Source organism: Bdellovibrio bacteriovorus (assembly GCF_025558485.1).
GTDB lineage: Bacteria > Bdellovibrionota > Bdellovibrionia > Bdellovibrionales > Bdellovibrionaceae > Bdellovibrio > Bdellovibrio bacteriovorus_G.
The window spans coordinates 1907906-1932527 of the sequence record NZ_CP102930.1; the positions used below are offsets into that span (position 1 = coordinate 1907906).

A 24622-nucleotide genomic window follows, 5' to 3' on the forward strand; every position below is an offset into this window, starting at 1 on the left:
CACCTCGCATATAACGCAGGGCTAGGGGTAAAAAAGTGCGGGTACTTTCGCAAGGAAGTGCTATTCTTGGAGGGATGGGCTCTACCTATAAAAAGAACTTTCAATTGGTGTCGGAATTCAAACCTTCTGGTGATCAGCCAAAAGCGATTGAACAGATTGCGGAAAACTTTACGGCGGGATTAAAGCATCAAACTCTGCTGGGGGTCACCGGGTCGGGGAAGACCTTCACCATGGCGCATACGATTGCCAACCTTAACCAGCCGGCTTTGGTTTTGGCACCCAATAAAACTTTGGCAGCCCAGCTTTATGCCGAATTCAAAGAGCTTTTTCCAAACAATGCGGTGGAATACTTTGTCAGTTACTACGATTACTACCAGCCGGAAGCTTATATCCCATCGACTGACACCTATATCGAAAAAGATTCGGCCATCAATGAACAGATTGATCGCATGCGCCACTCGGCCACCAGATCTTTGTTTGATCGTCGTGATGTGATCATTGTCAGTTCGGTTTCCTGCATCTATGGTTTGGGGTCGCCTGAAGCCTATGAAGGCATGATGATCCAGATCGTTTCTAATACAGAAATGAAGCGTGATCACTTGCTGCGGGAGCTGATTCGTATTCAGTATCAGCGCAACAATGTGGATTTCTCGCGTGGAACCGTGCGAGTGCGCGGGGATAATGTCGAAATCTTCCCGCCTTACGAAGAAGAACGTGCCGTGCGCGTGGAATTCTTCGGTGATTTTATCGAACGTCTTTCTTGGATTGATCCTTTGACGGGACAAGTGCTGGAGGAAATGGACCAGATCGGTATTTATCCGGGAAGCCACCACGTCACCAGTGATGAAAGTCTGAAGCACGCGATTAAAACCATTCAAGATGAGCTTCGTGATCGTCTGGTTCAGTTGAATCAGGAAATGAAGCTGCTTGAAGCCCAGCGCTTAGAGCAAAGAACTTATTACGACATCGAGATGATGGAACAAATGGGTTTCTGTCAGGGGATCGAAAACTACTCCCGCCACATGACCGGGCGCGGGCCGGGGGAACCACCTCCGACGTTGCTGGAATACTTTCCGAAAGACTTTGTGACTTTTGTGGATGAATCCCACGTCACCATTCCTCAGATCGGGGGGATGTACCGTGGGGATCGCGCGCGTAAGATGAATTTGGTGGAACATGGATTCCGTCTGCCATCGGCATTAGACAACCGCCCTTTGAATTTCCAGGAATTTGAAAAGATGATGGATAAGGTCGTTTATGTTTCGGCAACGCCGGGCGTGTACGAACTGCAAAAATCCGAAGGGGTGATTGTGGAACAGATCATCCGCCCAACAGGGTTGATTGATCCGGTTGTGGAAGTGCGTCCGGTAAAACATCAGGTCGATGATCTGTTAAAAGAAATCCGCGAACGTATCAAAAAGCAAGAGCGTGTCCTGATCACAACTTTGACCAAACGTTCTGCCGAAGATCTGACAGAGTATTACGAAAATCTGGGTATCAAAGTGAAATACCTGCACAGCGAAGTCGATACAATGGAACGTATGGAAATCCTGCGTGATCTGCGTTTGGGGGTTTTCGACGTGCTGGTGGGGATCAACCTGCTGCGAGAAGGTTTGGATATTCCGGAGGTCAGTCTGGTCGGGATTACGGATGCCGATAAAGAAGGCTTCCTTCGTTCTGAAAGATCCTTGGTGCAAACAATTGGCCGTGCGGCCCGTAACTTGAATGGTCGTGTGATCTTGTATGGCGACATAGTTACCGAAAGTATGCAAAAGGCGATCAATGAAACCGAACGCCGTCGTCGTATTCAGTCGGAATATAACGAAGTGCATGGGATTACGCCTCAGTCCGTGAAAAAGAAAATCAAAGACGGTCTGGGGGAGCTGTTCGATGGAACTGTTTCCACGCCATTGGCGGGGGAATCCAAATCTGCTGCGATTATGAGCAAGTTCGCGCAGCAACCAGACAAGATTCAACAGGAAATCACCAAACTACGGGCTCGCATGAAAGAGCTTTCAGCCAACTTGGAGTTTGAAGAAGCGGCCAAGATCCGCGATGAAATCAAGCGTCTGCAAATTGTCGAGCTGAATGTGCGCAGTGGTGAGGTTGAAAGCGAAAGCGCGGAGGTTGTCAAGGATGGCCTCAAGTAGGTTCGAGGAAGTTCGCGACAAGGTAAAAGAATTTCCCACGCAGAGTGGTGTTTATCTTATGAAAAACACCGCCGACAAAATTATTTATGTCGGCAAAGCCAAAAATCTGCGCAGCCGTGTTCGCAGCTACTTTACCGACAGCAAGGATCATTCCCCGAAGACTCGCCTTCTGGTTTCCAATATCCACGAAGTCGAATACATTCTGACCAAGACCGAAGTGGAAGCCTTCCTGCTGGAAGCTTCTTTAATTAAAAAACATCGTCCCAAGTACAACATTCGCCTGCGTGACGACAAGGCTTACCCGTACATTCGGTTAAGCTGGGGGGACGAGTTCCCGCGTTTGTATCTGGCTCGGAAGGTGAAAAAAGACGGATCGCTTTATTTCGGTCCTTACACCTCTGGATTTGCCGTGCAGGGGACTATTCGTTTTCTGAATCGCACTTTTAAAATCCGCGATTGTACGGATGCCGTTTTTAAAACCCGCAAACGTCCTTGTATGACTTATCAGATTGGGCGCTGTACGGCTCCTTGTGTGGAGTATATCAATAAAGACGATTATCGCAGCGAAGTTGAAGGGGCCAAACTGTTCCTGAAAGGTCAAAATCGAAAAGTGGTCAAGGCTATGACCGAAAAAATGCGAGCAGCCGCCGATGAGGAAAAGTTTGAAGTTGCAGCTCGTTTGCGCGATTCGGTGGAATCCATCAAGGCGATTTTGCAAAAGCAGGCCGTTATCAACGATACTTCTGAAAAAGATCAGGATGCCGTGGGCTTCTTCGGCGATGAACGGGGTTGTTTGATTGAAACGGTCCACGTGCGTGCCGGCCGGGTGATTGGTACCCGGTCGCATTACTTACCGCACTTTGACCCGAATGACGCTGTTGAAGATCCGCGCGAATGGCTGGTGGATTTCTTAAATCAGTACTACGACGACAACTTTATTCCGGACGAAGTTTTGTTGCCCCTGGATATTGGGGGTGATCTGACCAAGCTGATGGAAGAGGTTCTCAAGGAACGCTCGGGCAGTAAAACCACCGTCCGTTTTGCAACAGATGAACGGGGCCGCAATCTGGTTGAAATGGCCCATGAAAATGCCAAAGCGCATTTCCTTAAGTATGTTTCCAAGTCCGAAGAAAAACTGCGCGGTCTGGACGAAATCAAAGAGCGCTTTGGTTTGCAGGAACGGCCTCGTCGTATTGAGTGTTACGATATTTCGACCTTCCAAGGGGCTGAAACGGTCGCATCTCAGGTGGTCTTTGAGGACGGTGTTCCGGCCAAGGAACACTATCGTCGTTATAAAATCCGCACCGTTCAGGGGATCAATGACTTTGCCTCGATGTACGAGGTTCTAAGTCGTCGCTTTAAGCATACGGAATACGAAGACCCACACTTGATTGTGATTGATGGTGGTAAAGGGCAATTGGCGCAGGCGATGAAGATTTTGGAAGAAATCGGGCGTAAAGACATTCCTGTCGTGGGCTTGGCGAAAGCGCGCACAGAAAGTGACTTCCAAAAGCAGGAAGTGGAGTCGACCGAAGAGCGATTCTTCCTGCCGGGGCGGTCAAATCCAGTGATTTTCAAACATAATGCAGAGGCCTTGCATATTTTAACGGGCATTCGTGATGAAGCCCACCGTTTTGCCATTACCTATCACCGCAAGTTGCGTGAAGGCACGTCGTTGGAAAGTGAACTGGATTACGTTGTCGGCCTGGGGGAAAAAAGAAAGAAACTTCTTTTGACTCGATTCCAGTCTATTGATGAAATCAAAATGGCCGACCCTGAAGAAATTGCGAAGCTTAAGACTTTCAATCGAGTTCTTGCCGAGCGTATTTTGCTTCAGCTTAATGAAGGCGAAGAAGAAGAAACTGAGGTTGAAGAGTGAAGAGTCATGCGCTCTTAGTGGGACTGGGGATATTTTTAAGCCGTATCGCGGGATTGGTCCGCGAACGGGTGTTTGCCCACTTTTTCGGGAACTCCGATGCCGGGGATGCTTTCAAGGCCGCCTTGAAGATTCCAAACTTCTTGCAAAACCTTTTCGGCGAAGGTGTTTTATCAGCCAGCTTTATTCCTGTTTATGCGCAACTTCTGGCAAAAAAGCACGATGAAGAGGCCGCTAAAGTCGCCTCTGTGATTGGCAGCTTGCTGTTTCTGCTGACCTCGTTTCTGGTTTTGGGCGGCGTGTTTGCAACGCCCTTTCTGATTGATCTGATTGCGCCCGGATTTTCGGGTGAAAAACGCACACTGACGATTCAAATCGTGCAGATCTTATTCCCGGGAACGGGCTTTTTGGTGATGTCAGCGTGGTGTTTGGGGATTTTAAACTCTCATCGTCGGTTCTTCCTGTCCTATGTCGCGCCAGTAATCTGGAACCTGTCGATTATTGCTGCTTTGGTTTTATGGGGTGGCAAACAAGGGCAATTTGATCTTGCTGTGACTGTGGCTTGGGGGCTTGTGGCCGGAAGCTTCTTGCAGTTCTTTATTCAGCTGCCTTCGGCTCTGCGTTTGGGGAAAAAGATTTCTCCTTCTTTGAATTTTCAGATGTCTGCGGTGCGCACCGTGGTCGGTAACTTTGTGCCGGTGGTGTTTTCTCGTGGTGTGGTGCAGATCAGCGCCTATATTGATAACGTCCTGGCCAGCTTGCTTCCCACAGGAGCCGTGTCGGCTTTGGCTTATGCTCAGACTTTGTATTTGCTGCCGGTAAGCTTATTTGGCATGAGTGTTTCTGCGGCTGAGCTTCCGGCGATGTCTCAGGCCACGGGCAGTGAAGAGGATATTCGTCATTATCTGCAAGGCCGCTTGAATCGCGGGTTGCAGCAGATTGCTTTCTTTATCATTCCTTCGGTGGTGGGGTTTATTTTGCTGGGGGATTTGATTGTCGGGGCGGTCTTTCAGACCGGGCAGTTCCAGGCTGAAAACACGCGTTATGTATGGCTGGTGCTGGTGGGATACACTGTCGGTCTTTTGGCAACGACGTTGGGTCGTTTGTATTCCTCGACATTTTATTCTTTAAAAGACACTCGCACTCCTTTGCAATTTGCTATTGTGCGTGTGATTTTTGCCACTGTACTGGGTGTGTTGTGTGCCTTCTATCTGCCAGAAACTTTGGGCTTTGAGAAGCAGTGGGGCTCTGTTGGTTTGACCGTCGCTGCGGGGACCGCCGGATGGATAGAGTTTTATCTTCTTCGTCAGGCTTTGAATAAAAAAATCGGTAAAACGGGCCTGCCTTTGCTTTTCCAAGCCAAGGTTTGGTTTATGGCTTTGGTCGGCGCTGGAGCCGGGGCCCTGGTTGTGCGTCTTGCAGTTGATCCGGGTTTGCATGTCATTGTTCGAGCGGCAGTCGCTTTGATGGTTTACGGAGTGTTATACTTTGCCATGGGCTATGCCTTGAAGGTTGAACAAGCCCACAGTCTTTTGCAGAAAATCCTGCGCCGTATTCGTTAGTACCGGACACCCCAGCCATAAAGATCCACGAAGATATTACCATCGGGGAACTTAAATCTGAGTGCGCCACTAAAGTAGCCATCATGCCAAGGACGGAACTCCACCCGGGTCAGGCAGCTTTGGCCGGGCAGCAGATAGTTCGGACATTGGCTCCAGGCCCAGAAGGCGGCGCCACTGATATAGACGCCTAAAACTTGCACAGGGTTCCTGCCGGTGCTGCGCAGATAGAGATCTGCATACTGACTCCAGTTCACGCGCACGCTGCCAAGGTTATAGTAATAACGCTTGCTGGATTGGGCTTCGATGGTGGTCGCGTTGACAGTCAACTCCACCGGGGAGGCCAAGGCAAAAACAGGCATTTGCAGGATCATTGTGAGGATAATACTTAAAAGGATCTTCATAAGCACCTCCTGACAGCTCTATTTTTTTCCAAGAAGAGATTGGTCGCAAAGTTTTTCAGGAGTATGCTGTTCTTGTCATGAACGACTCAGTCTGGTCCCCTCTGAAAATTTCCGTTTACAGATCCTTTTGGATCTGTGCTTTTTTGTCAAATTTAGGAACCTGGATTCAGGATGTGGCCGCCAGTTGGGTGATGACACATCTGTCGGTGTCGCCGTTGATTGTTTCCTTGCTTTCTTTCACCGGCAGTCTGCCGGTTTTGTTTTTAAGCATTCCCTCGGGGTACGTCTCTGATTTGGGGCATCGGCGCAAGTTGTTGCTCTTTGCTCAAGGGCTTATGTTCTGTGCCGCTGGGCTATTGGCTTATTTGGTTTGGCAGGAAAAGGTCACGCAGGTCAGTCTGCTGGGCTTGTCGCTGGTGATGGGAATTGGGTTTGCTCTGACGAATCCGGCTTTTCAGTCTGTGCTGACAGACTTGGTGCCGACACCGATGCAGGCGCAGGCCGTGTTAGTGTATTACATGGGGATTAATATCACTCGAGTGCTCGGGCCAACCATTGGCGGGGGGATCTTAAGCGGTTTCGGCCCCAGTGCCGCCTTCTTGGTGAATAGTTTTTCTTTTTTGGGATTGATTTTGTTTTTCTGGAAGTGGCCGGTGAAAGAGGATCTTTCCAGCAGAAAGAATATCAAGATCGTGGAAAACGACTGGAAGCCGTTGTTGTCCTTGCATAACATGAAGCTGTGGGCGGAAATTTTCTGTGTCACTTTCTTTGCTTCATCGCTGTGGGCCCTGTATCCAACACGCGGTCGTATTGAGTTGCAATTGTCGTCGTTGCAGTACGGCTCTTTACTGGGTTTTTTGGGACTAGGGGCCTGTGTCAGTGCTGTGTTATCAGAAAAAATCATGCAGCCTCATCGCACTAATAAATCTTTAGCAGGGTCCTATGTAATCTATGCTGTGGGAGTTCTGTTGTTGGGGCTTGCCCCGGGATACTTGTACGTGTGCGCGGCGATGTTCTTTTCCGGTATCGGCTGGCTGGTGCTGGCCACGCTGATGAACATGAGCTCACGCCAGATCACGGGGGCATCGCAGTTAAAGGCGACCATGCTCGGGGTTTTTCTGGCAGTCTTCTATGCCGGAATGGCGTTGGGTGCCATCACTTGGGGGGCTGTTGCAAAAGTCAGCTCGACATCTTTGGCGTTGGTTGTTGCTGCCACGGGGCTGGCGCTGATCGGTTTTTCCAAAGGTTTAAAGGAATTTGTTCCACGAGATAGCTAGGAATGACCTCTTAAGTATTACAAGACGGAAAGAACGCAGTGGTCCGGTGAAATCACTTGGCTTCTGCAGGGCAATCTTTTATCAACTTCAGCCTGTTTAATAAAACTCTTGAGGTTCTGATGAAAAGATTTGTTGCTTTGCTGTTGTTGTTTGTTGCCGGGACGGCTTATGGAAATTCCCAGATTCGCACTTTGGAAGGGTGTGCTCTTCTGCATCCGGATCTGCCGTGGAAAGCCCCTGCGCAGGCTTCGTGGAGCGGAGCCTGTGTGAACGGAGATGCCGCGGGTTTTGGCTGGTATCGTTTTGATCTGGCTGCGGAAGGCTTCCGCGACAGCAAGTTGGAAATTTTTCTGAATCTTGATGGTGGTGTTCTTGCCAATGAATTTTATTTTGCGCGTATCACCACACGCAATGAAGTGCAGTACGAAGGATATGCCGAGGCGGGTGGTTATCAAATTCCGCTGGCGGATTGCTCGGTTCATGATCAATGCAATCTGGTTAAGGCAGCTCTGGAAAATGATGGCAAACCTCCAGTTCCTCCGGCACGACCTAAAAATCCACCGACGCCCCCGGCAGCGCCTCCAAAACAGGAAGCTCCTCCGGTTGTCAAACCGGCCCCGCGAGGCGAATCTTTGCAGGATAGCCGTGATTTTTTCATTAGAATAAATCAGCAGATTCCCATCTTTGCGCGCAATCATTTCCCGGAAGACCCGGACGTGGCACAGGAAGTGATTCAATCCATGGAAATCTTTAAGCAGGAATGGATGAAGTATGCGGCATTTATCTGTCAAAGAGGCGGTCGGCAGTTAAGTTCCTGCGAAAAATATCAGCTTGATATGATGTCTTATCTGCTGATGCGGATTATGGCTCAGGAAACAGAGGAATACTTTCCTGTGACCGGCGGGTTTTCAAACTATTCTGAAAACAAATGTGCATCCACCGATTCCATGGCGGATCATTTGAACTGTATTCAGCGGGAGTGTGAAAAGCGCATGCGTGAGCTGAAGGGGATGCACCCGAAAGCCATGGCCGCAGCCAGCGAGGCTATTGCCGCGTATGCGCACGGCCTGTCTTATCTGTCAGCTTCTGGTGGTTCTGCAAGAATGTCAGAGTCACTTTATTTGTACGAGCGAATGCTTCAGTTTGTTTATGAAATGGCTTATTTCAACTGGAAAAGTTAGTTGTTTTTAGTGAATGCGATGATGACGAGCTTCCTGTTTCTGTGCGCAGCACGGGCAGGAGGCTTCTTCGGACAAGACGGCATGTTCGCTCATCTGCTGGTAACTGAATTCCAAAGCGGTTCCGCATTTTTCACAGTTATTGATCGCCTGACGGAAAGATTCGCGTTTGATGAACTCTTCTGTCGGGATGATATTGAACTTGAAAACTTCCATGGGAACCTCCTTAAAGGCCGTCTGTGCTGAGATACCTTTCTTATCGGTAAAGTCCGTCTCAACTTGAGACGAAAATGCACCATGACATAGGGTTTAGGCAGTGCATTAAGGCCGGTTTTTATAGTCTCTAAACCTAGGTCCAGATACAATCGGGCCCTATGAAAGACTACATCCAGTATCTGCAAGACGTCCTGGGTCTGCAAAATGTTATGCTCTCGCAAGATCAGGCTTCACAAACGGAGTCTGTCGGGACGCGGTTTTTCACCTCCACAGGGCCTTTCAACCCATCAGAGATTCGTCATTACGAGCTGGTGTTTCTGAATATTCTGACGCAAAAAAAAGAAAGTCTGTTCCTGCCGGAAGTGCAGGATTTGGCTGCGAAAATGAAAGCGGCAATGAAGCTGCGTAATTTGCAGGTGCTGGAACTGGATTGCACTGTGGATGATCGTTCGCAGTTACCTTCAGAACTGGCTAAAGTTTGTGAAAGCAAAGTGGTCGTCGTCTATAGCTCTTTCCCCAAGGACATTGGTGAGTTGATTTTCAAGGGGCCTGGCAAGTGGCTTGAGACCTACAGTCCGGCTTATCTGCTGGAAGACCCGGGCGCTAAAAAAGTGGTTTGGAATGATTTGCAAAAAGTGATGAAGGAGTTGGGCGTATGAAGTTCCTGATGATGCTGTTCATGACTTTTATAGTGGGGACAGCAGCGCAGGCTGAGTGCACCACGGCCATCACCATCAACGAAGCTATTTCCGCCTCCACTTCCGATTATCTGGAGCGGGCTGAGCGCCGGGCGGTGGAAAATAAATGCAGCTCTTTGTATTTGCGTATCAACACGCCGGGGGGAAGTTTGCAAAGTACGCGCTTGATTGTCGAGCGCATTCTCGCGTCTCCGGTTCCGTATCTTTGTTTGATTGCCCCGCGTGGGGGCCATGCGGGCAGTGCCGGCGCGATTATTCTGCAGGCCTGTCATGTGAACGGCGGACTGACTGCAACCAATATTGGAGCGGCAACACCGATTCTTGGTTCCGGTGGTGAAACCCCGGAAGACCTGCGCAAAAAGCTGATCAACGATACGGTGAGCTGGATGGAAGGCATCACCAAACTTCGCGGGCGCAGTTTGAAGTTTTCCAGGGAAATTATCACCGAGGCAAAATCTCTAAGCAGTGAGTCTGCACATGAAGAGGGTGCTTTGGATATTCTGGCAACCTCGGAACTGGATTTTCTGGAAAAAGCTCAGGGGCGCAAAGTCGTCATTGGTGAAAAGAAAGAAACATCCATTGTGGAAGTTCATGATCTGCACGAGTTCGTGCCGGACCTGCGTTACAAGGTGCTGAGCTTTGTAGCTGATCCTGAGTTTGCTTATTTGTTATTTATGGGAAGTCTGGCGTTGCTGTATGTGGAAATCACTCACCCGGGTCTGATTGCGCCGGGGGTGATTGGTGGCATCGGTTTGGTGTTGTCGATGGTGGCCTTCCATAAACTGGATGTCACCTGGGGTGGTCTGGCTTTGATTCTGCTGGGGATTGCGTTCCTGATCGCGGAAATGTTCATTCCAAGTTTTGGTGCTTTGGGAATTGGTGGATTGATTGCTGTTTTTGTAGGGAGTGTGTTTTTGTTTGATGCTCAGACGACAGGTTATACTTTGCCGCTTTCTTTGATTATTTCCGTGGTGGGTGTGCTGGGGGTTTTGTTCCTGGGAATTGGTTATCTGGCACTGAAAACCATCCGTCTGAAAACCCGGGATGCGGATGCACAAATGCAAAGCTCGGACGGTGTGGTGATGACGGTGGAGGGTAATGGTCACCGTGGTCAGGTGGAGATCATCGGCGAAATCTGGAATTTTGTTTCAGAGGACCCGTTGCAGGTGAAAGACCGCGTTCATGTGACAGGACGACAGGGTCTGACTTTGAATGTGAAAAAGATTAAATAAGGAGAAAATAATGGAATTTTTAATTGGCCTGATTGTGATCGGCGGTATCGTCGGCAGTTCGATGATCAAGATCCTGAATGACTGGGAACGCGGCGTGGTTTTGCGTCTGGGTAAAGCAGTTGGTGTGCGTGGACCTGGTTTGATTTTATTGATTCCGTTCGTTGAACGCATGCTCAAGATCGACACTCGTACCATCACCATGGACGTACAGCCTCAGGACGTTATCACCAAGGACAACGTGTCCATGCAGGTGAATGCTGTTGTGTACTTTAAAGTGGTTTCTCCGATGGAAGCGATCACGAAAATTGAAGACTACTACTTTGCCACCAGCCAGTTGGCGCAAACGACTTTGCGTTCTGTGATGGGTCAGTACTATCTGGATGACGTTCTTGAACATCGTGACAAAATCAACGCCGCTTTGCAGGTGATCCTGGATAAAGCCACAGAGTCCTGGGGTATCAAAGTAACCATGGTGGAAGTAAAGCAGATTGACCTTCCAAAAGAAATGCAAAGAGCCATGGCGCGTGAGGCGGAAGCTGAACGTGAGCGTCGTGCAAAAGTTATTTCTGCTGAAGGGGAAGTTCAGCGTGCCCAGAAACTTCAAGAAGCCTCCAACACTTTGGCGGCGTCTCCGTCTGCTTTGCAGTTGGCTTATTTGCAGGCGATGACTGAAATTGCCGGGGACAAGACCAATACGATTCTATTCCCGTTGCCACTAGACCTGATCAGACCCTTCATGGAGATGACAAAAAAGGAAAACTAGACTTTTATCGCTGGACTATTGTTGGTTAAATAGAGGGGACAAGGCTGGATGCTTTGTCCCTTTTTTATTTTCAAAACTCTACGGACGGAGTTTGGCAGTGAAGCTAGTATGGGCATCTTTGACTTTCATCTTGGTTTTCGTCAGCTTTGTTTCTGACGCTCATTCCTCCATGACCTCAGGCAAGGATGCCCCTTTGGTGCGAGTGCGTTTGAAATCGCTTTCCTCTAAAATTCAAATTTCCGGCTTGGGATTGCGCTTTCAGAATCTGACCCAGAATTTCCGTCCGGTGGCGATCCCTCAGGATGGCCAAGCCGAAGTGCGTGTTTTGCAAAAAGACGGTAAAAAAATCTGGGCTCTGCGCACGGGAACCAAAGCCAGCGAACATCTTTTCACGGATAAGTACCTTTTGATTCAAGGTCATAATGTGCGCATTGGATCTCAGTCCCTGCCGTCACGGGTTTTGTTAAGCATGAATGCCGGAATGGTGGATGTCGTGGGAGTGATGCCGTTGGATGAATACGTTGTGGGTGTTCTGGCCAGCGAGATGCCCCTGTCCTGGCCACTGGAAACGTTGAAGGCTCAGGCTATCGCGGCAAGATCCTATGCTTTGGCTGTGATCAATGAACGCAAAGACAAGCCTTATCATTTGGAAAGCAGTGTGTTGGATCAGGTCTTCCGCCATGTCGTTGCTGAAGATCGCACAAGTCCCTTGATTCAAAAAGCGATGCAGGCCGTGGAAGAAACCAAAGGCATTAAGCTGTGGGACCCGAAAAGCCGTGTTCTGAAAGCCTTCTATCATTCCGATTGCGGGGGGAAGACGACAACTTCCAAGAATGTCTGGAACTATGGGGTGAACACCGGGATTGTGGTGGATAGTTCGTGCCCCACGAATCCGCGCGGACAGTGGAAGCTGACATTAACAAAGGACGACTTGAAAAAACGCCTGCGTGTGGCTGACTTCGACAGTATCGAGTTCGACAGAAACCCGCAGGACCAGCGCGTACAAGCCGTGCGTGTGGCTTTCAACGGCAGTCCGGAAAAAGTTCTGTCTGCCAATGACTTCCGTCAGTCTTTGGGATTCCAGGACCTGCGCAGCGCTTTGTTTGAAATGAAAAAACAGGGTGAAGAATTTCTTTTCCAGGGGCGCGGCTTCGGTCACGGCGTGGGACTGTGTCAGTGGGGCAGTCGCTCTTTGGGACAAAAGGGATACACCTACAAACAAATCTTAAATCACTACTATCCACTGGCAAAATTGCAGTAAAGCTGTCCGGGTTCTGGGAAGCTGTTGGCTGTATTCAAGTATATTCAGTCCTTAAGTGGTTTTCCTATTGCAAGGGCGGCCTTTGGGCTGCTTGTTGGCAGAACGCTCTAAGTCGGCTCTCATTGTTGTCACATATAATTGACATTTAGACAATTATATGTGACAACGGAGGAGTCTTGAGTTGAAGAGATTGACCGCAACTTATTATCGAACTGCTTCGGGCAGAGAGCCCGCTCGGGCTGAGTTCGGGCATTTGGGGGATCATCGGAGTTTAGGAAATGGACTTTACGAGTTGAGGGTCCATTTCGGTCCCGGCTACCGGGTTTACTTTTCCATTGAAGGAAAAGAGATTTTACTGTTGCTGGTGGCGGGGGATAAATCGTCACAGACCAGGGATATTCAAATGGCAAAGAAATATCTTCAGCTACATAGAGTGGAGAGCGATCATGGCTAAAGGCACCACTTTTCAAGATCATTTAAAGTATGAGCTTCTCGATCCTGACTTTGCGGCAGCATATCTGGCGGCGGCTTTGGAAGAGGGGGAGGAAAAGTTTCTTTCTGAAGCATTGTCGGACGTTGTTAAGGTCCACGGAGCGGCGAAAATCGCAGCTGAAATGGGAATTGCGAGGCAGGCTATTTACCAAATGATTGGTGGAAGCGGTAATCCTTCATTTCGTAATGTTGTGAAGTTGTTGGCGTCTGTTGGTTTGGAGATAACTATTCAGCCGAAGAAGGTGGGATAGAAAGATTCGGAAGGGCTTTTAAAAAAGAAAAAGAGCTCCGCAAGAGAGTCTCTTTCAGGAAAAAATTCAAGGCCTCAAAATTAGAAAGCCAGGAAAACGCGGGCCGCGAACATGAAAACCGCGCCCAGAATCAATGCATTTGTCGCTGTCATTGTCATCGTAAAATCCTCTTTTAAGTTTGATACATCCCATTTCGGTAAGATGAGGAAAAATCTTAAATTTTCATTTTTTCGTCGAAGTTTTGTGCATATCAAGATGTGACAGTGGTGCCCCTTTTGCGCACCTTCCACAGACATTAGACGCTCTGGTGATTCTGTATCACTCCGGGATGGATGAATATTGCCAGTTATATCATGCGCTTACATCCCTTTTGAAAGGCTTGGCATGTTGGCACAAGCATCGCAATAGAGTCACTGTGAGAGGTCCATAAATCAACCGGACCTTTTAAGTGAGGCTGATATGAAAACATTCAACTCTAAACTGATCTTCCTGCTGGCAGCGTTCTCTTTGATGGGCGTGGGTTGCGGAAAAAGCAATCAGTTCCAGACTGGATCTAACAATACAAATCAGCCTATCTATGATGGCGGTATTGGTGGTGAAGCTCCGGCAGCTCCAGATGGAGGCGGTACTTCTTCAGGTTCAACTTCCGGCGGTAACGTGGTTGATTTCGTACCGGTTTCTTTTGCAGAGATGAACTCTTATGTGGGTATTCGTCCACTGAACAATCCAAGCAACTATAAGTTGACGATTGATCTGGAAAACGTGGGCAGCAATCGTTACGGCGGCACTGTGAAGCTTTCTTATGTGGACACGGGGTACTCTTACACAGGAACTTTCGATTCTGGTCTGGGCACTAATGTGAAAATGAGCGGTTTGCAGGACAACAACATGTTGGAAGCTGAATACAACAGATGGTTCACTTACAACGGTAAAACAGTCTTCAACGGCTTCTTTCAGGATCAATACGGTGCAATTGTTGTGGTTATCGACAAGGTTGTAAACCAAGGTGACGGTCAGGGTTCCAGCACAGTGTCAGGCTCTGTTTACTACAAGAACTTTGGTCAGTCTTATGTACAGCAGTCTCCTTACAGAAAATGCTGGTACATCCGCTCTGGCCCATACAACTGTCGCGCTTCTGCGGTTATGAACAAAACAAGTCCATACCCTGCAGATGGTTACAGAAAGCTTGGAACATTCTCCGGCTTGGTTGTATCCGAAGCGTTTAAATAGAAAATTATATTAATAAAGAGATGTTAACCCGGAAAAACAGGAGAGAGAACATGGAAAGACTTAACAAAAAGACTTTAAGTTTTCCAGCAAAGAGTTTCAAACGAGCTTTCGCAGCGCTGGGAATGGTATTGGCCTTGGCGGCTTGTGGAAAAGACGGCGGTGGCGGTGGTACAAACACCAATGTCGGTTGGAACTGTGCCAATGGAAGCTGTGGTGGGATTAGTAATCCGACTCTGCTCACCACTTTCTCTGGAACTGCGGCGACAGGAGCGTTCCAGTTGCAGAATATGCAGTTGTTGGCACAAGCGGGAGTTTCCAATATCCCGGCTTCTGAATATTATAAAAGCTATACCGGGCCGGTGGCTCTTGGGCAGGGACAGTTGGTTGTGAATCAACAGTTCTTTGATACGGGCAGTGGATTTGGCTGGTATAATGGCACAGGGTGTGTGGTTCCTGCTGGTACCTATGCTTTGCAGAACAGAAACTCCGGCTCTTTGGGAATTTACGGGCAGGACTTGCAGTTGGATCTGGTTACGACAACTCATAATATCGTCATTAGAATTGAAGCTCCGGCATCTTATGGAATGGGTTTGATGACAGGTGGAACCAAGCTGTATGGCGCTGTGAAGATCCTGAGTGTGAATGGCATGGCATGTTCTCAAACATTCTATGACACAGTAAACTAAGGAGCGAAGTTAGATTAGCTGTAAAATCACCAAGCCCTGGGTTTATCCCGGGGTTTTTTTATTTCTTGCGCTTGGATGAAAGTCTGGGTCTAATAGGGTATGGAACTACCTCTTTGGATCGACTTCTTTGATGAACTGCAAAATGTACGAGGACGCTCCCAGAATACGGTGATGGCTTATCGCCGCGACCTGGAACTTTATATCGAGTATCGTAAAAACAAGTACGAGGACGCTCCCAGAATACGGTGATGGCTTATCGCCGCGACCTGGAACTTTATATCGAGTATCGTAAAAACAACAAATCAGTGCCTGGTTTTTACGAATATATGAAAAAACAGAACCTTTCCACTCGCTCTCAGGCGCGGGTGATTTCGTCTTTGCGCACTTACTTCAAGTTTTGTGAAACCCGCGGGATGAAGTGCCCGGAGCTGCGTGAGCTTCGTCCACCTAAAGTCAAAGTGGGTTTGCCAAAGGTCCTGACTCCGCAGGAATTCCAGCAGCTTTTTGATGCCGCAGAGGTCAACGACCCGGTGAAGACGGCTCGTAATCAACTGACGCTGTTGTTCCTGTACGGTTTGGGCTGCCGTGTTTCTGAATTGATTTCTTTAAACGTTGTGGACTTTAACCAGACCGATCGTTGGATCAAGGTTTTGGGGAAAGGCAACAAAGAGCGTTTGGTGCCATTGACAGAAAAGCTGACGGAAAATCTAACGGTTTATCTGAAAGAGCATCGTCCTTCCCTGATGAAAGAAAACGGCCCGTCTATTTTGATCAATGACCGCGGTCATCGACCTTCACGCGTGGATGTATGGAGATGGCTGGCAGCATGGTCGGCGCGTGCTGGTTTTGAGGAACCGGTAAATCCGCACAGATTCCGTCATGGTTGTGCCACGGCCTTGTTGGAAAGCGGTGCAGACCTGCGTTCTATCCAAATGCTTTTGGGACATGCGAGCATTCAGACGACACAAATCTATACCAATGTGACCACCAACACGATGACTAAAACCATCGAAGAACACCATCCGCTGTCGCAGATGGTGGACGCGGATAAGTAGCGGATAAATATTTGTCCGGAACCCGAAGGCCTTCCCTGTGAAGGCCTTTTTTATTGCCCTTTGACGATGGGACCTTTCTTGCTTTTTTGCCCGTCGCTATGAAAATAAAATCTCTTATTCGCAATCAAGATCGTTTAGTGCCGGTTGAAGTTGAACTGAGTTTCGTCGCGGGCCTGCCGCAAATTCAATTCTTAGGACTACCGGATCAGGCCATTAAAGAAAGTATCCATCGAATTAAAAGTGCCATTCGTAATCAGGGCTTCGAGTTCCCGAAAGCGCAGCAAATTCTGGTGAATCTGCGGCCGTCGCACTTAAAGAAAACCTCGCGCGGTCTGGAGCTGGCCGTGGCTTTGGGAATTTTGTGGGAAACAGAACAGCTCCCCAAGCCTGACGGTGAAGAAGCTTTTGTCTATGGAGAACTGTCTTTAGGCGGAGAGGTCTTTGAACCGGACGACCTGATGGAAGACTTCGATCCCGAAGAAAGTGTACAGATTTGGACGGGGGCAGGGTTTGATAATAAAGCACCCTTCACAAGGTGGCGATTGCCGCAATTGAAAGATGCCAGTCAGCCCGAGATCGTGCCTTTGTCGCCACGGGAATATGTGGTGGAGCGTCCCTGCTTCGGCCTTGATCTGGAATTTCCAGAGCGTCAGGCGAAGTTGCTAAAGCTGGTGGCCTTGGGGGAACACTCTGTCTTGTTGGCGGGACCTGCGGGGTCCGGAAAAAGCACGATTGCCAAAAGTCTTCATTCGCTTTTGCTGGCGCCAACACAAAAAGAGATGCATGAAATCAGACAGAATAACAAGGGTGGCAGCGAGACTCCGTTAAGCTGGCGTCCTTTGGTGCATCCCCATCATTCAACGACTCCCCTCGGCTTGATTGGTGGGGGTGTTCCTCCTTTTAAAGGCGACATCACGCGAGCCCATAAGGGAATGATGGTGCTTGATGAGTTGCTGGAGTTTCACACGCGCGCGCAAGAGGCCTTGCGAGAACCGATGGAAGACTTTCGGATTCGCATTCGTCGCGGGCGTTACGTGGAAGAACATCCGGCCGAAGCTTTGGTGATCGCCACCACGAACCTGTGTCCGTGCGGGGACTGGGTGCCCAACTCTCGGGTGATCTGTGGGCGCTCGATCAAGAAGTGCCAGTCCTATATGGAGCGCCTGTCGGGGCCGTTGGTGGATCGTTTCCAAGTGACGTTCTTTACGCGCAAACGTGAAGAGGGAGGAACCATCACCGGGCAGAGTTTACTGCAAGAGCTGGAAGAGGCCCGGTGCTTTAGAGCAGCGATGGCAGAAAAGGATCGGAGGTTTCGCAAGGTGGCCGCTCGCTGGAGTTGGGATGAGCTGACTCAGGATCTGCCGAGCTTCTATATGCGAGAACTTTTCCCGAAAGAGCTGTCCTCGCGCCGTCGCGAACTTGCAACGCTGCGAGTCGCAAGAAGTCTTGCTGACCTGATGAAGGCCGAAAAACTGCATCCCTTGCATGTGGAAGAGGCTTTGAAGATCACCCACCTGCCATTTGAGGCCTTAAAACGGTTGGGGTGTTAGTGGTGACTAAGTGTTTGGCGTTGACAGAAAAGGGGGGAAAGATTAGTTTTAACCTTCCTTCGACGGTGATGTGGCCGAGGGGTTAGGCTCAGCTCTGCAAAAGCTGCTACAGCGGTTCAAATCCGCTCGTCACCTCCAAACTTAAACCCGCTAAATGCGGGTTTTTGCGTTTCTAAGCCTTAGGGTTCTCTTCACGCAACTGTTGATAAGTGCCTAAGCGCTTAAAGTTCATAGCGACTATATGCGCTTTTGTCCTGTTCCTCTTGTAAATGCGATCGGATATCGTGTTTCAGGGTGGGTCGAAGGTCTTTATCTGTGCGATTTTTCTCCCGATAAGTGAATTACTATCGGGAGTCAGGCACGTGTTTAACAGATATTTAATCACCATCTTATTGGCGCTCTTTTGTCTTCCGGCTTGTTCTTTAAAAGCCGAAAGCTGGAATTCATTGGCTGAAATTATCAACGGGCCGACACCAGATCCGGACGCTGGTGATGGCGGCAACGACAACGGAACTTGTGGTCCTCAGGATTGTATATTTCCAGTGGACGTCAACCCACCGTTCTTTCAGGATGATTTCAATCGTGCACCTCAACTGCTGACCTCAGACCTGCTTAATCGCTGGGTGGTGCATCCTCTATTGCCTGCGGCCACTCAGCTGACGGACCAACAAATAGATGCTGCTAAAAACTCTTCGCAGATTGTTATCAATCCAAATATTGAGGGGCTGGCCAAAGTTTATCTGGAAACCTCTATCAGAATCACGGCTCCGGATATCAATAAACAGGTTTATGGCATTATGCCTTATGCAAGAATGGAAGTCGTTGGCGGAGTTCCTGAATACAATCTGGTGGGATGTTTTCTTGATTACGCAGCCAATGGAGACGTTGGCTTTTATGTCGGCGACTTTATGAGCTTCATTGGCGGGACTTTGCCTCCGTCCCGTGTTGTAAGTTCTTATCCTATTTCTGAAGACAGCTATTTTGGCTGTGAGGTGGATCAGGCTACAAAAGTCGTTACAGCTTATATGAATTCCGTAAAAATGGGGCAGACCACCGTAGCTTCGGTTCCTGCCGCGATGACGCCACTGATTTACGGAGTGGGTCCTGCACTTGTGGTGGATAATGCCAAAGCCTTTCAATCCTTTGTCGATGGGCGCACGCCGAATGATGGGGATTTACAGATTTATAACACTCCTTATGCGGGCTACTATTCTGACCAACTGGCGAACTTCACTTTGATGGGTTACTGCGCTGACAATGGCGCTACGGTGCAGGTGAAGAGTCTTGATGGCAGCTACCAGTCTGCAACGACGGCCTGTACGGGAAATCATTTTTCATTGAGTCTGGACTTATCGGATCTGGCAGAGTTTCCTCTTGGACCAAATGAAATTCGTGTTGAATATGTCAATGCTGGAACGACACAGGAATTTTCCTGGAACTTTAAAAATCTGGGGCTGAGACCTATGCCTCAAATTGCGGCCCCGAATCCAGCGGTGGGGAATGCAGGAGTTGAATTTGCCTGGGTTGTTGATTTCCCGGATGCGACTTCGATCACCTTGTCGGATACGGATGTGATTCTGTCAGGAACAGCCACTCAGGACTGTGTGGTTCGTATAGATCCTGTGGATGCCCAGAAGAAAAAAGTCGTCGTTACGGGATGTTCTGGGGATGGAACGGTGATGATTGCTCTTCCTGCCGGAATGGCTGTGAATAGCGCCGGGGTAAGTTTCTTGGCTTCAGCAACTTCTGCTGCGGCCACCGTGACAAACACACTTCCTGCCATCGCTGTGTCGGCTCCCACGCCGACAGTGGGAAATTCCAGTAAAGAGTTTGTGTTCACCGTCACTTATTCAGCCGGAACAACCGTCAATCTGACGACCGCGAAAACAAGTCTGATCGACGGCAACGGAGACCCACTTACGACATTGGGGTGCAGTCTTGCAGTTACGTCGGATTCGACGCTGGTTAAAAAGGTGATGTGGTTACAATCTACATGCCGATGGTTCCTGAAACCGCGATCATAGAAAAAGAAACCGGCCGTTTGCCGGTGGCTCGCTTGCGCTATTTGCTGATGGTTTTGGATCGCAATCTGACGTGGAAAAAAGAAATCGCCGTGATTCTGCGAACTGTGGTTCACGAAGTCAGTGGTCTGGAACTTTACACAGAAACCGGCCTTCCACGCGAATTGGGGTTGTGGAGTGAGCTGTCGGATCGTCTGATGATGAAGTTGCTGCCCACGCCGCCGCTTGATCACGAACTGGGTTATCTGTTCTGGGCGTTGTTCCCGGCGAAAGAGGACCCTTTGTGGATTTCCTCTATCGACAATGTGACCTTCGACAAACTGGTGGAGCTGTTCAATTTTGAAGTCGGCACTGATGAGCAGGATTGGAACCGTTTCAGCATCGATTTGGAAGATGCTCTGGTATATTTGGTGATTCAGGTGCGGGCGATCGGGCTGTCTCCGGCCATTCGTTATCGTCTGGATAAGCCCAACTTCCGTGATTCAGCATTCTTTGCCTTGGTGCGCGGACTGGAAGAGTTTGTGAATGCCTATCATGCCGGCGATCGCAATCTGACGCTGGAAAAGGCTTCGCGTTTTCGCATGATCGTATGGGAGTGTCGCCGGGAACTGGCACAGGTGCATAAGCATTTGGATGAATATGGCGTCAGCGTGGATCTGGTTTTCCAGATGGCGCGTTTGCGTACTTATTTACAGCGAGTGGACAGTTTGTTGGAAATTCTTTTGAATGAGCGTCTGGATGCAAAGAAAGTGACAAGCTTCCTGTCCAAACTGGTGGAGGAAAATCAGGATCTGCGCAGTATTTCCTCTTTGATGTCTCAGAATATTTCCTTGCTGGCGCGCAAAGTGGTTGAACGAGCGGCGGAAACCGGTGAGCACTACATCACGCGTACCAAGGATGAGTATCGCCGTATGCTTCAGGCGGCCGGTGGTGGCGGGGCAATCACGGCGCTGACGGTGTATGTGAAGATCGGTATTCTGGCTCTGGGCCTTTCCGGCTTTATGGAAGGGATGCTGGCGTCGATTAACTATGCCTTGAGTTTCGTGGCGATTCATCTGGCTGGATTTACTCTGGGAACGAAGCAGCCTGCAATGACGGCGCCGGCACTGGCGGCCAAAATGCAGGATGTGGACAGTGAAAAGGGAATGAACGATCTGGTCACGGACATCACACATATCATTCGCTCACAGGTGGCGGCAGTTTCCGGAAACGTGATGTTTGTGGTTCCTTGTGTGATTTTAATTGATGCCATTTTCAATCTGCTTTTTGGCGGGCACATGATGTCGGTGGAAAAGGCACAGTACGCCTTTAAGTCCGTGGATATTCTGGGGCCGGCGTTTATTTATGCAGGCTTCACGGGTATTTTGCTGTGGTCTTCCAGTGTGTTTTCCGGTTGGAGTGACAACTGGTTCGCACTGAATGCCTTAAGAAAAACCCTGGCACGCAGTCCAACGCTGAAGGCGGTGTTTGGCAAGCGGGGCGCCCGCAATATTGCGGTCTTCTTTGAAAACAACATCTCAGGTTTGGCGGGGAATATCTCGTTGGGTGTGATGCTGGGAATGACTCCGGAGATTTTAAAATTCATGGGGATTCCTTTGGATGTCCGTCACGTGACATTGTCTTCGGGGACTTTAGGGGGCGCATTGCCGGTTCTGGGGCTTGATTTTATGAAGACCTGGGATTTCTGGAGAGCTGTGATCGGTATCTTCTTTATCGGTGCCTTCAACGTTCTGATCAGCTTTGGTCTGGCCTTGTGGGTGGCAATTAAAGCCCGCGGTGTTCAGCCGCCGCAAAGAAAGGCGATTCGTCAGGCCGTGGTTAAGCGCTTCTTCTCCAGTCCGCTTAGCTTCTTCCTGCCGGTTGGGGCGAATGTGCCAAAATCCTCTGGTGGAAATCACGGTCACTGATGACAGATGTTTCCATTGTGATTCCTGCCTATAATGAAGCTTTACGCCTGCCGGAAACCCTGCAGGTGTTAAAAGAGCTTTGTACCGAGGATGTGCTGTCTGTGAGTATCACCGAAGTTCTGGTCGTGGATGATGGGTCCATGGACAACACTCGTCAGGTGGTGGAGCAGTTTGCACAGGAATGGAGTCTGCTGAAAGTTTTTGGTTTTTCTGAAAATCGCGGCAAGGGGGCTGCGGTAAAAAAAGGTCTGATTGAAGCACGTTCTTCATGGGTGCTGGTGGCTGATGCTGATATGGCGACCCCGTGGGAGGAGCTGCGCAAGCTTCAGACGTTTATGGATCAGGCGGATCTGATCATGGGATCGCGGGCCTTGCCGCAAAGCCAGATCGAAGTTCGTCAGCACTGGATTCGTCAGACGATGGGGAAGACTTTTAATAAGATTTTACGTCTGTTTGTGGGGCTTCCTTATAAAGACACGCAATGCGGTTTTAAACTTGTTCACAATGACGAGGTCTTCCGTCAGAAAATTCTGCCACAGCTGTCTGTTGAGCGTTTTGCCTGGGATGTGGAATTAATCCTATATATGGAGAGATATCGCAAAAAAGTGCTGGAAGTGCCTATTCGCTGGCAGCACAGGGATTCTTCGCGTGTTCATATCGTGCGTGACAGTTTGGAAATGCTTTTTGCTGTCAGAAAAATGCGCCGTCGTTTGCAGAACATCAGATAAGCCAATCGGCTTTAACGCCCAATATCTGCTCAGGAACAAAAAAATAACGCCGCCTCGAGTCATTTGCTCTGATTTAATATTAGGCAGCTCAACTACAAATAAATGATGGTAACTATAAGGAGTTTTAATACTAGAGGCTGCTGTGGTCCTAAAATTGAACTGGGGTTCCACTTTGGAACTAGCAGTGCCATGACAGATTTTTTCACTTTTTGGGGTCAAAAAAAAAGTGCAGGTGGTTCCAAAAGAGTACTTGATAAATCTTTCAAGCTGAAATGAAGTGCCTACCCATAGAGGACTTCAATAGTTGGAGTCCATGGATATGGGGGGATTTTAATGAAACTCAACGTGTTTGCACTCATCGTTACGGTGTTGTTCGCGGCATCAGCTCAAGCAGAGCGCGTACTTGTGATCATGAAGGACCAAGCGTCTTTCAACAAAGCTCACATGGCTTATAAGATGAAGGGGTCTTATGCAGCCAAAGGGATCGACTTGGGTGTTCAGTCTCAAGCTGTAGGTCAGCTGGAAGACAGTCTTGCTAATTTGAATACACTTATTGTTAACGCTTCCAGCGATGCTCAGGTTGAAAAACTGAAAGCAAATCCTGCGGTGGCTTACGTTGAGAAGGAAATCTTCCACGAAGCTCCAGCTCCAGTTAAAGGTTTCCTTGGTCAAAAACAACAATCCCAAAAATTGGGTCAAAAAACTCCATGGGGTATCCATGCAGTTAAAGCAACTGAAGCTTGGTCTAAAGCTAAGCGCGGTTCCGGTGCTCGTGTTCTTGTTTTGGACACTGGTATCGATGCAGCTCACCCATCTTTGAAAGCTAACTTTGAAGCGGGTAAAGACTTCACTGATGCAAGTGATGGTTCTGACTACACTGACCACGTTGGTCACGGTACTCACGTAGCTGGTACAATCGCTGGTTCTTTGGATAAAACTGGTTTCACTGGTGTTGCTCCAAAAGCAAAAATCCTGGCTGGTCGCGTGTGCTCTGAGCAAGGTTGCTCCAACGTAGCGATTGCTCAAGGTATCAACTGGGGTATCCAGGAAAAAGTGGACGTAATCTCCATGTCTTTGGGTGGCGCTTGGTCCACTCCTGCTGAAAGAAATGCAGTTGCAGCAGCTGACCGTGCAGGTATCACTGTTGTGGCGGCTTCTGGTAACAACGGTACGAACCGTGTGTCTTACCCAGCGGCTCTTCCAACTGTTATCGCAGTTGGTGCGGTTGACAGCAGCTTGAAAAAAGCTGACTTCTCTCAATACGGTCCTGAATTGGCTGTAGTTGCTCCGGGTGTTGCGGTTGTTTCTTCCGTACCAATGGGCACTGGTCGTGAGTCCTCTGTTTCAGTTTCTAACGGTCAGAAAGATGTAAAAGTAGCTTCTTCTACATTCCAAGGCGCGAAGGAAGTTTTGACTCCAGAAACGAACGTATTGGTTCCAGCTGGTTTGGGTAAAGTTGAAGATTTCGCTAAAGCAGACGTTAAAGGCAAATTCGCTTTGATCTCTCGCGGTGAAATCAACTTCTCTGAAAAAGTTAAAAATGCTATCAAAGCGGGTGCTGTTGGCGCGATCATCTACAATAACGCTCCTGGTTTGATCCAAGGTGCTTTGACTGATGATGGTTCTGTTCTTCCAATCGGCGTGTTCATGATTGAGCAAGCTGTTGGTCAAGAGTTGTTGCGTGTTATCGGTACTGGTAAAGAAGTATCTGCTACTTTGCAAACTGTAGCGACTGACTATGCTGCTTTCGACGGTACGTCCATGGCGACTCCGCACGTATCTGGTGTGGTTGCTTTGATGAAAGCTGCGAACAAAGCTTTGACTGGTGCTCAAGTAAAAGAAATCTTGAAGCGTACTGCAACGCCACTTTCTCCAAACTCTGCTAACGAGCTTGGCGCAGGTATCGTAAACGCAGAAGCGGCTGTTCAAGCTGCAATCGACGCGAAGTAATTCGCCTCTTTAAATAAGCAAATAAGCGACAAACAAGAAACGGCTTCCTGGAAACAGGAGGCCGTTTTTCTTTTAAAAGGTACATCTGGGGCCCCCTCCGAAAAGGTACCTGCTTACTTTTGCAGAAGCAGCGCGTTG

Annotated in this window: 22 protein-coding genes and 1 tRNA gene; 21 read left to right on the forward strand and 2 right to left on the reverse strand. The window is 48.9% G+C overall.

The annotated features are described in order from the left end of the window. The first annotated feature begins 74 nt into the window (after positions 1 to 74). From uvrB to murJ, 3 genes are read left to right on the forward strand one after another with little or no spacing between them, the layout of a single operon-like run. Entirely contained in the window at positions 75 to 2150 is a 2076-nt protein-coding gene (gene uvrB, locus EZJ49_RS09335) for an excinuclease ABC subunit UvrB (RefSeq protein WP_262551794.1), read from the forward strand. Further along, positions 2137 to 4029, forward strand: a complete 1893-nt coding sequence (gene uvrC, locus EZJ49_RS09340; RefSeq protein ID WP_262551795.1) for an excinuclease ABC subunit UvrC — start codon at positions 2137 to 2139, stop codon at positions 4027 to 4029. The genes uvrB and uvrC overlap by 14 nt, the downstream gene beginning before the upstream one ends. Then, positions 4026 to 5588, forward strand: a complete 1563-nt coding sequence (murJ, locus tag EZJ49_RS09345; protein ID WP_262551796.1) for a murein biosynthesis integral membrane protein MurJ — start codon at positions 4026 to 4028, stop codon at positions 5586 to 5588. The genes uvrC and murJ overlap by 4 nt, the downstream gene beginning before the upstream one ends. Here murJ and EZJ49_RS09350 read toward each other — a convergent pair. Then, complete coding sequence (locus tag EZJ49_RS09350; RefSeq protein WP_262551797.1) at positions 5585 to 5989, reverse strand: hypothetical protein; 405 nt, start codon at positions 5987 to 5989, stop codon at positions 5585 to 5587. The genes murJ and EZJ49_RS09350 overlap by 4 nt on opposite strands. A gap of 77 nt (positions 5990 to 6066) precedes the next feature. Between EZJ49_RS09350 and EZJ49_RS09355 the strand changes: the two genes are divergently transcribed. Both EZJ49_RS09355 and EZJ49_RS09360 read left to right on the forward strand, forming a co-directional pair. Next, entirely contained in the window at positions 6067 to 7266 is a 1200-nt protein-coding gene (locus EZJ49_RS09355) for an MFS transporter (RefSeq protein WP_262551798.1), read from the forward strand. Positions 7267 to 7385: 119 nt separating this feature from the next. Next, positions 7386 to 8447 carry a hypothetical protein gene (locus EZJ49_RS09360; protein ID WP_262551799.1) on the forward strand — a complete coding sequence of 354 codons (1062 nt, stop codon included), beginning with the start codon at positions 7386 to 7388 and terminating at the stop codon, positions 8445 to 8447. Positions 8448 to 8453: 6 nt separating this feature from the next. Here the strand turns inward: EZJ49_RS09360 and EZJ49_RS09365 are convergent, their stop codons facing one another. Beyond that, positions 8454 to 8660, reverse strand: a complete 207-nt coding sequence (locus tag EZJ49_RS09365) for a hypothetical protein (protein ID WP_262551802.1) — start codon at positions 8658 to 8660, stop codon at positions 8454 to 8456. Positions 8661 to 8818: 158 nt separating this feature from the next. On the opposite strand from EZJ49_RS09365, the gene EZJ49_RS09370 reads away from it, so the two are divergent. The 16 genes from EZJ49_RS09370 to EZJ49_RS09445 all read left to right on the forward strand — a co-directional run bounded on the left by EZJ49_RS09370 (position 8819) and on the right by EZJ49_RS09445 (position 24484). Further along, positions 8819 to 9319, forward strand: coding sequence for a hypothetical protein (locus EZJ49_RS09370; RefSeq protein WP_262551803.1), 501 nt, complete (start codon positions 8819 to 8821; stop codon positions 9317 to 9319). After that, positions 9316 to 10590 carry an NfeD family protein gene (locus EZJ49_RS09375; RefSeq protein WP_262551804.1) on the forward strand — a complete coding sequence of 425 codons (1275 nt, stop codon included), beginning with the start codon at positions 9316 to 9318 and terminating at the stop codon, positions 10588 to 10590. The genes EZJ49_RS09370 and EZJ49_RS09375 overlap by 4 nt, the downstream gene beginning before the upstream one ends. 10 nt (positions 10591 to 10600) lie before the next feature. Continuing rightward, complete coding sequence (locus tag EZJ49_RS09380; RefSeq protein WP_262551805.1) at positions 10601 to 11353, forward strand: slipin family protein; 753 nt, start codon at positions 10601 to 10603, stop codon at positions 11351 to 11353. 97 nt (positions 11354 to 11450) lie between these two features. Further along, entirely contained in the window at positions 11451 to 12614 is a 1164-nt protein-coding gene (locus EZJ49_RS09385; RefSeq protein ID WP_262551806.1) for a SpoIID/LytB domain-containing protein, read from the forward strand. A 190-nt stretch (positions 12615 to 12804) separates the two neighbouring features. Next, positions 12805 to 13068: a type II toxin-antitoxin system RelE/ParE family toxin gene (locus EZJ49_RS16430; RefSeq protein ID WP_262555938.1), complete on the forward strand. Its 264-nt coding sequence runs from the start codon at positions 12805 to 12807 to the stop codon at positions 13066 to 13068. Continuing rightward, positions 13061 to 13357: a DNA-binding protein gene (locus EZJ49_RS09395; RefSeq protein WP_262551807.1), complete on the forward strand. Its 297-nt coding sequence runs from the start codon at positions 13061 to 13063 to the stop codon at positions 13355 to 13357. Before EZJ49_RS16430 ends, EZJ49_RS09395 begins: the two co-directional genes overlap by 8 nt. A 459-nt stretch (positions 13358 to 13816) precedes the next feature. Further along, the gene (locus tag EZJ49_RS09400; RefSeq protein WP_262551808.1) at positions 13817 to 14587 is read left to right on the forward strand and encodes a hypothetical protein; all 771 of its coding nucleotides are present in this window, start codon (positions 13817 to 13819) and stop codon (positions 14585 to 14587) included. A 50-nt stretch (positions 14588 to 14637) separates the two neighbouring features. Beyond that, positions 14638 to 15273 (forward strand): hypothetical protein, encoded by a 636-nt coding sequence (locus EZJ49_RS09405; protein WP_262551809.1) that lies wholly within the window; start codon positions 14638 to 14640, stop codon positions 15271 to 15273. A gap of 99 nt (positions 15274 to 15372) precedes the next feature. Continuing rightward, positions 15373 to 15522: a site-specific integrase gene (locus EZJ49_RS09410; protein WP_262551810.1), complete on the forward strand. Its 150-nt coding sequence runs from the start codon at positions 15373 to 15375 to the stop codon at positions 15520 to 15522. Further along, positions 15522 to 16328: a tyrosine-type recombinase/integrase gene (locus EZJ49_RS09415; RefSeq protein WP_262551812.1), complete on the forward strand. Its 807-nt coding sequence runs from the start codon at positions 15522 to 15524 to the stop codon at positions 16326 to 16328. The genes EZJ49_RS09410 and EZJ49_RS09415 overlap by 1 nt, the downstream gene beginning before the upstream one ends. 98 nt (positions 16329 to 16426) lie before the next feature. Next, the gene (locus tag EZJ49_RS09420; RefSeq protein WP_262551813.1) at positions 16427 to 17878 is read left to right on the forward strand and encodes an ATP-binding protein; all 1452 of its coding nucleotides are present in this window, start codon (positions 16427 to 16429) and stop codon (positions 17876 to 17878) included. Positions 17879 to 17942: 64 nt separating this feature from the next. Continuing rightward, positions 17943 to 18016: transfer RNA gene (locus tag EZJ49_RS09425), tRNA-Cys, on the forward strand. Between the two features lie 224 nt (positions 18017 to 18240). Next, positions 18241 to 19902 carry a hypothetical protein gene (locus tag EZJ49_RS09430; RefSeq protein WP_262551814.1) on the forward strand — a complete coding sequence of 554 codons (1662 nt, stop codon included), beginning with the start codon at positions 18241 to 18243 and terminating at the stop codon, positions 19900 to 19902. Then, a complete protein-coding gene (locus EZJ49_RS09435; protein WP_262551815.1) occupies positions 19857 to 21806 on the forward strand; it encodes a site-specific recombinase in 1950 nt (649 codons plus the stop codon). Before EZJ49_RS09430 ends, EZJ49_RS09435 begins: the two co-directional genes overlap by 46 nt. Then, on the forward strand, positions 21806 to 22534 hold the full coding sequence (locus EZJ49_RS09440; protein ID WP_262551816.1) for a dolichyl-phosphate beta-glucosyltransferase: 729 nt from the start codon (positions 21806 to 21808) through the stop codon (positions 22532 to 22534). Before EZJ49_RS09435 ends, EZJ49_RS09440 begins: the two co-directional genes overlap by 1 nt. A gap of 333 nt (positions 22535 to 22867) precedes the next feature. Next, on the forward strand, positions 22868 to 24484 hold the full coding sequence (locus EZJ49_RS09445) for a S8 family serine peptidase (protein WP_262551817.1): 1617 nt from the start codon (positions 22868 to 22870) through the stop codon (positions 24482 to 24484). The last annotated feature ends 138 nt before the right edge of the window (positions 24485 to 24622 follow it).

Bases quoted from the DNA above. Each gene is read 5' to 3' on its own strand.
- EZJ49_RS09400 (WP_262551808.1), top strand. From the start codon at position 13,817: ATGAAAACATTCAACTCTAAACTGATCTTCCTGCTGGCAGCGTTCTCT.
- EZJ49_RS09445 (WP_262551817.1), top strand. From the start codon at position 22,868: ATGAAACTCAACGTGTTTGCACTCATCGTTACGGTGTTGTTCGCGGCA.
- EZJ49_RS09365 (WP_262551802.1), bottom strand. From the start codon at position 8,660: ATGGAAGTTTTCAAGTTCAATATCATCCCGACAGAAGAGTTCATCAAA.
- EZJ49_RS09420 (WP_262551813.1), top strand. From the start codon at position 16,427: ATGAAAATAAAATCTCTTATTCGCAATCAAGATCGTTTAGTGCCGGTT.
- EZJ49_RS09355 (WP_262551798.1), top strand. From the start codon at position 6,067: ATGAACGACTCAGTCTGGTCCCCTCTGAAAATTTCCGTTTACAGATCC.
- EZJ49_RS09405 (WP_262551809.1), top strand. From the start codon at position 14,638: ATGGAAAGACTTAACAAAAAGACTTTAAGTTTTCCAGCAAAGAGTTTC.
- EZJ49_RS09415 (WP_262551812.1), top strand. From the start codon at position 15,522: ATGGCTTATCGCCGCGACCTGGAACTTTATATCGAGTATCGTAAAAAC.
- EZJ49_RS09380 (WP_262551805.1), top strand. From the start codon at position 10,601: ATGGAATTTTTAATTGGCCTGATTGTGATCGGCGGTATCGTCGGCAGT.
- EZJ49_RS09395 (WP_262551807.1), top strand. From the start codon at position 13,061: ATGGCTAAAGGCACCACTTTTCAAGATCATTTAAAGTATGAGCTTCTC.
- EZJ49_RS09360 (WP_262551799.1), top strand. From the start codon at position 7,386: ATGAAAAGATTTGTTGCTTTGCTGTTGTTGTTTGTTGCCGGGACGGCT.
- uvrB (WP_262551794.1), top strand. From the start codon at position 75: ATGGGCTCTACCTATAAAAAGAACTTTCAATTGGTGTCGGAATTCAAA.
- EZJ49_RS09410 (WP_262551810.1), top strand. From the start codon at position 15,373: ATGGAACTACCTCTTTGGATCGACTTCTTTGATGAACTGCAAAATGTA.
- uvrC (WP_262551795.1), top strand. From the start codon at position 2,137: ATGGCCTCAAGTAGGTTCGAGGAAGTTCGCGACAAGGTAAAAGAATTT.
- EZJ49_RS09370 (WP_262551803.1), top strand. From the start codon at position 8,819: ATGAAAGACTACATCCAGTATCTGCAAGACGTCCTGGGTCTGCAAAAT.
- EZJ49_RS09440 (WP_262551816.1), top strand. From the start codon at position 21,806: ATGACAGATGTTTCCATTGTGATTCCTGCCTATAATGAAGCTTTACGC.
- EZJ49_RS09375 (WP_262551804.1), top strand. From the start codon at position 9,316: ATGAAGTTCCTGATGATGCTGTTCATGACTTTTATAGTGGGGACAGCA.
- EZJ49_RS09350 (WP_262551797.1), bottom strand. From the start codon at position 5,989: ATGAAGATCCTTTTAAGTATTATCCTCACAATGATCCTGCAAATGCCT.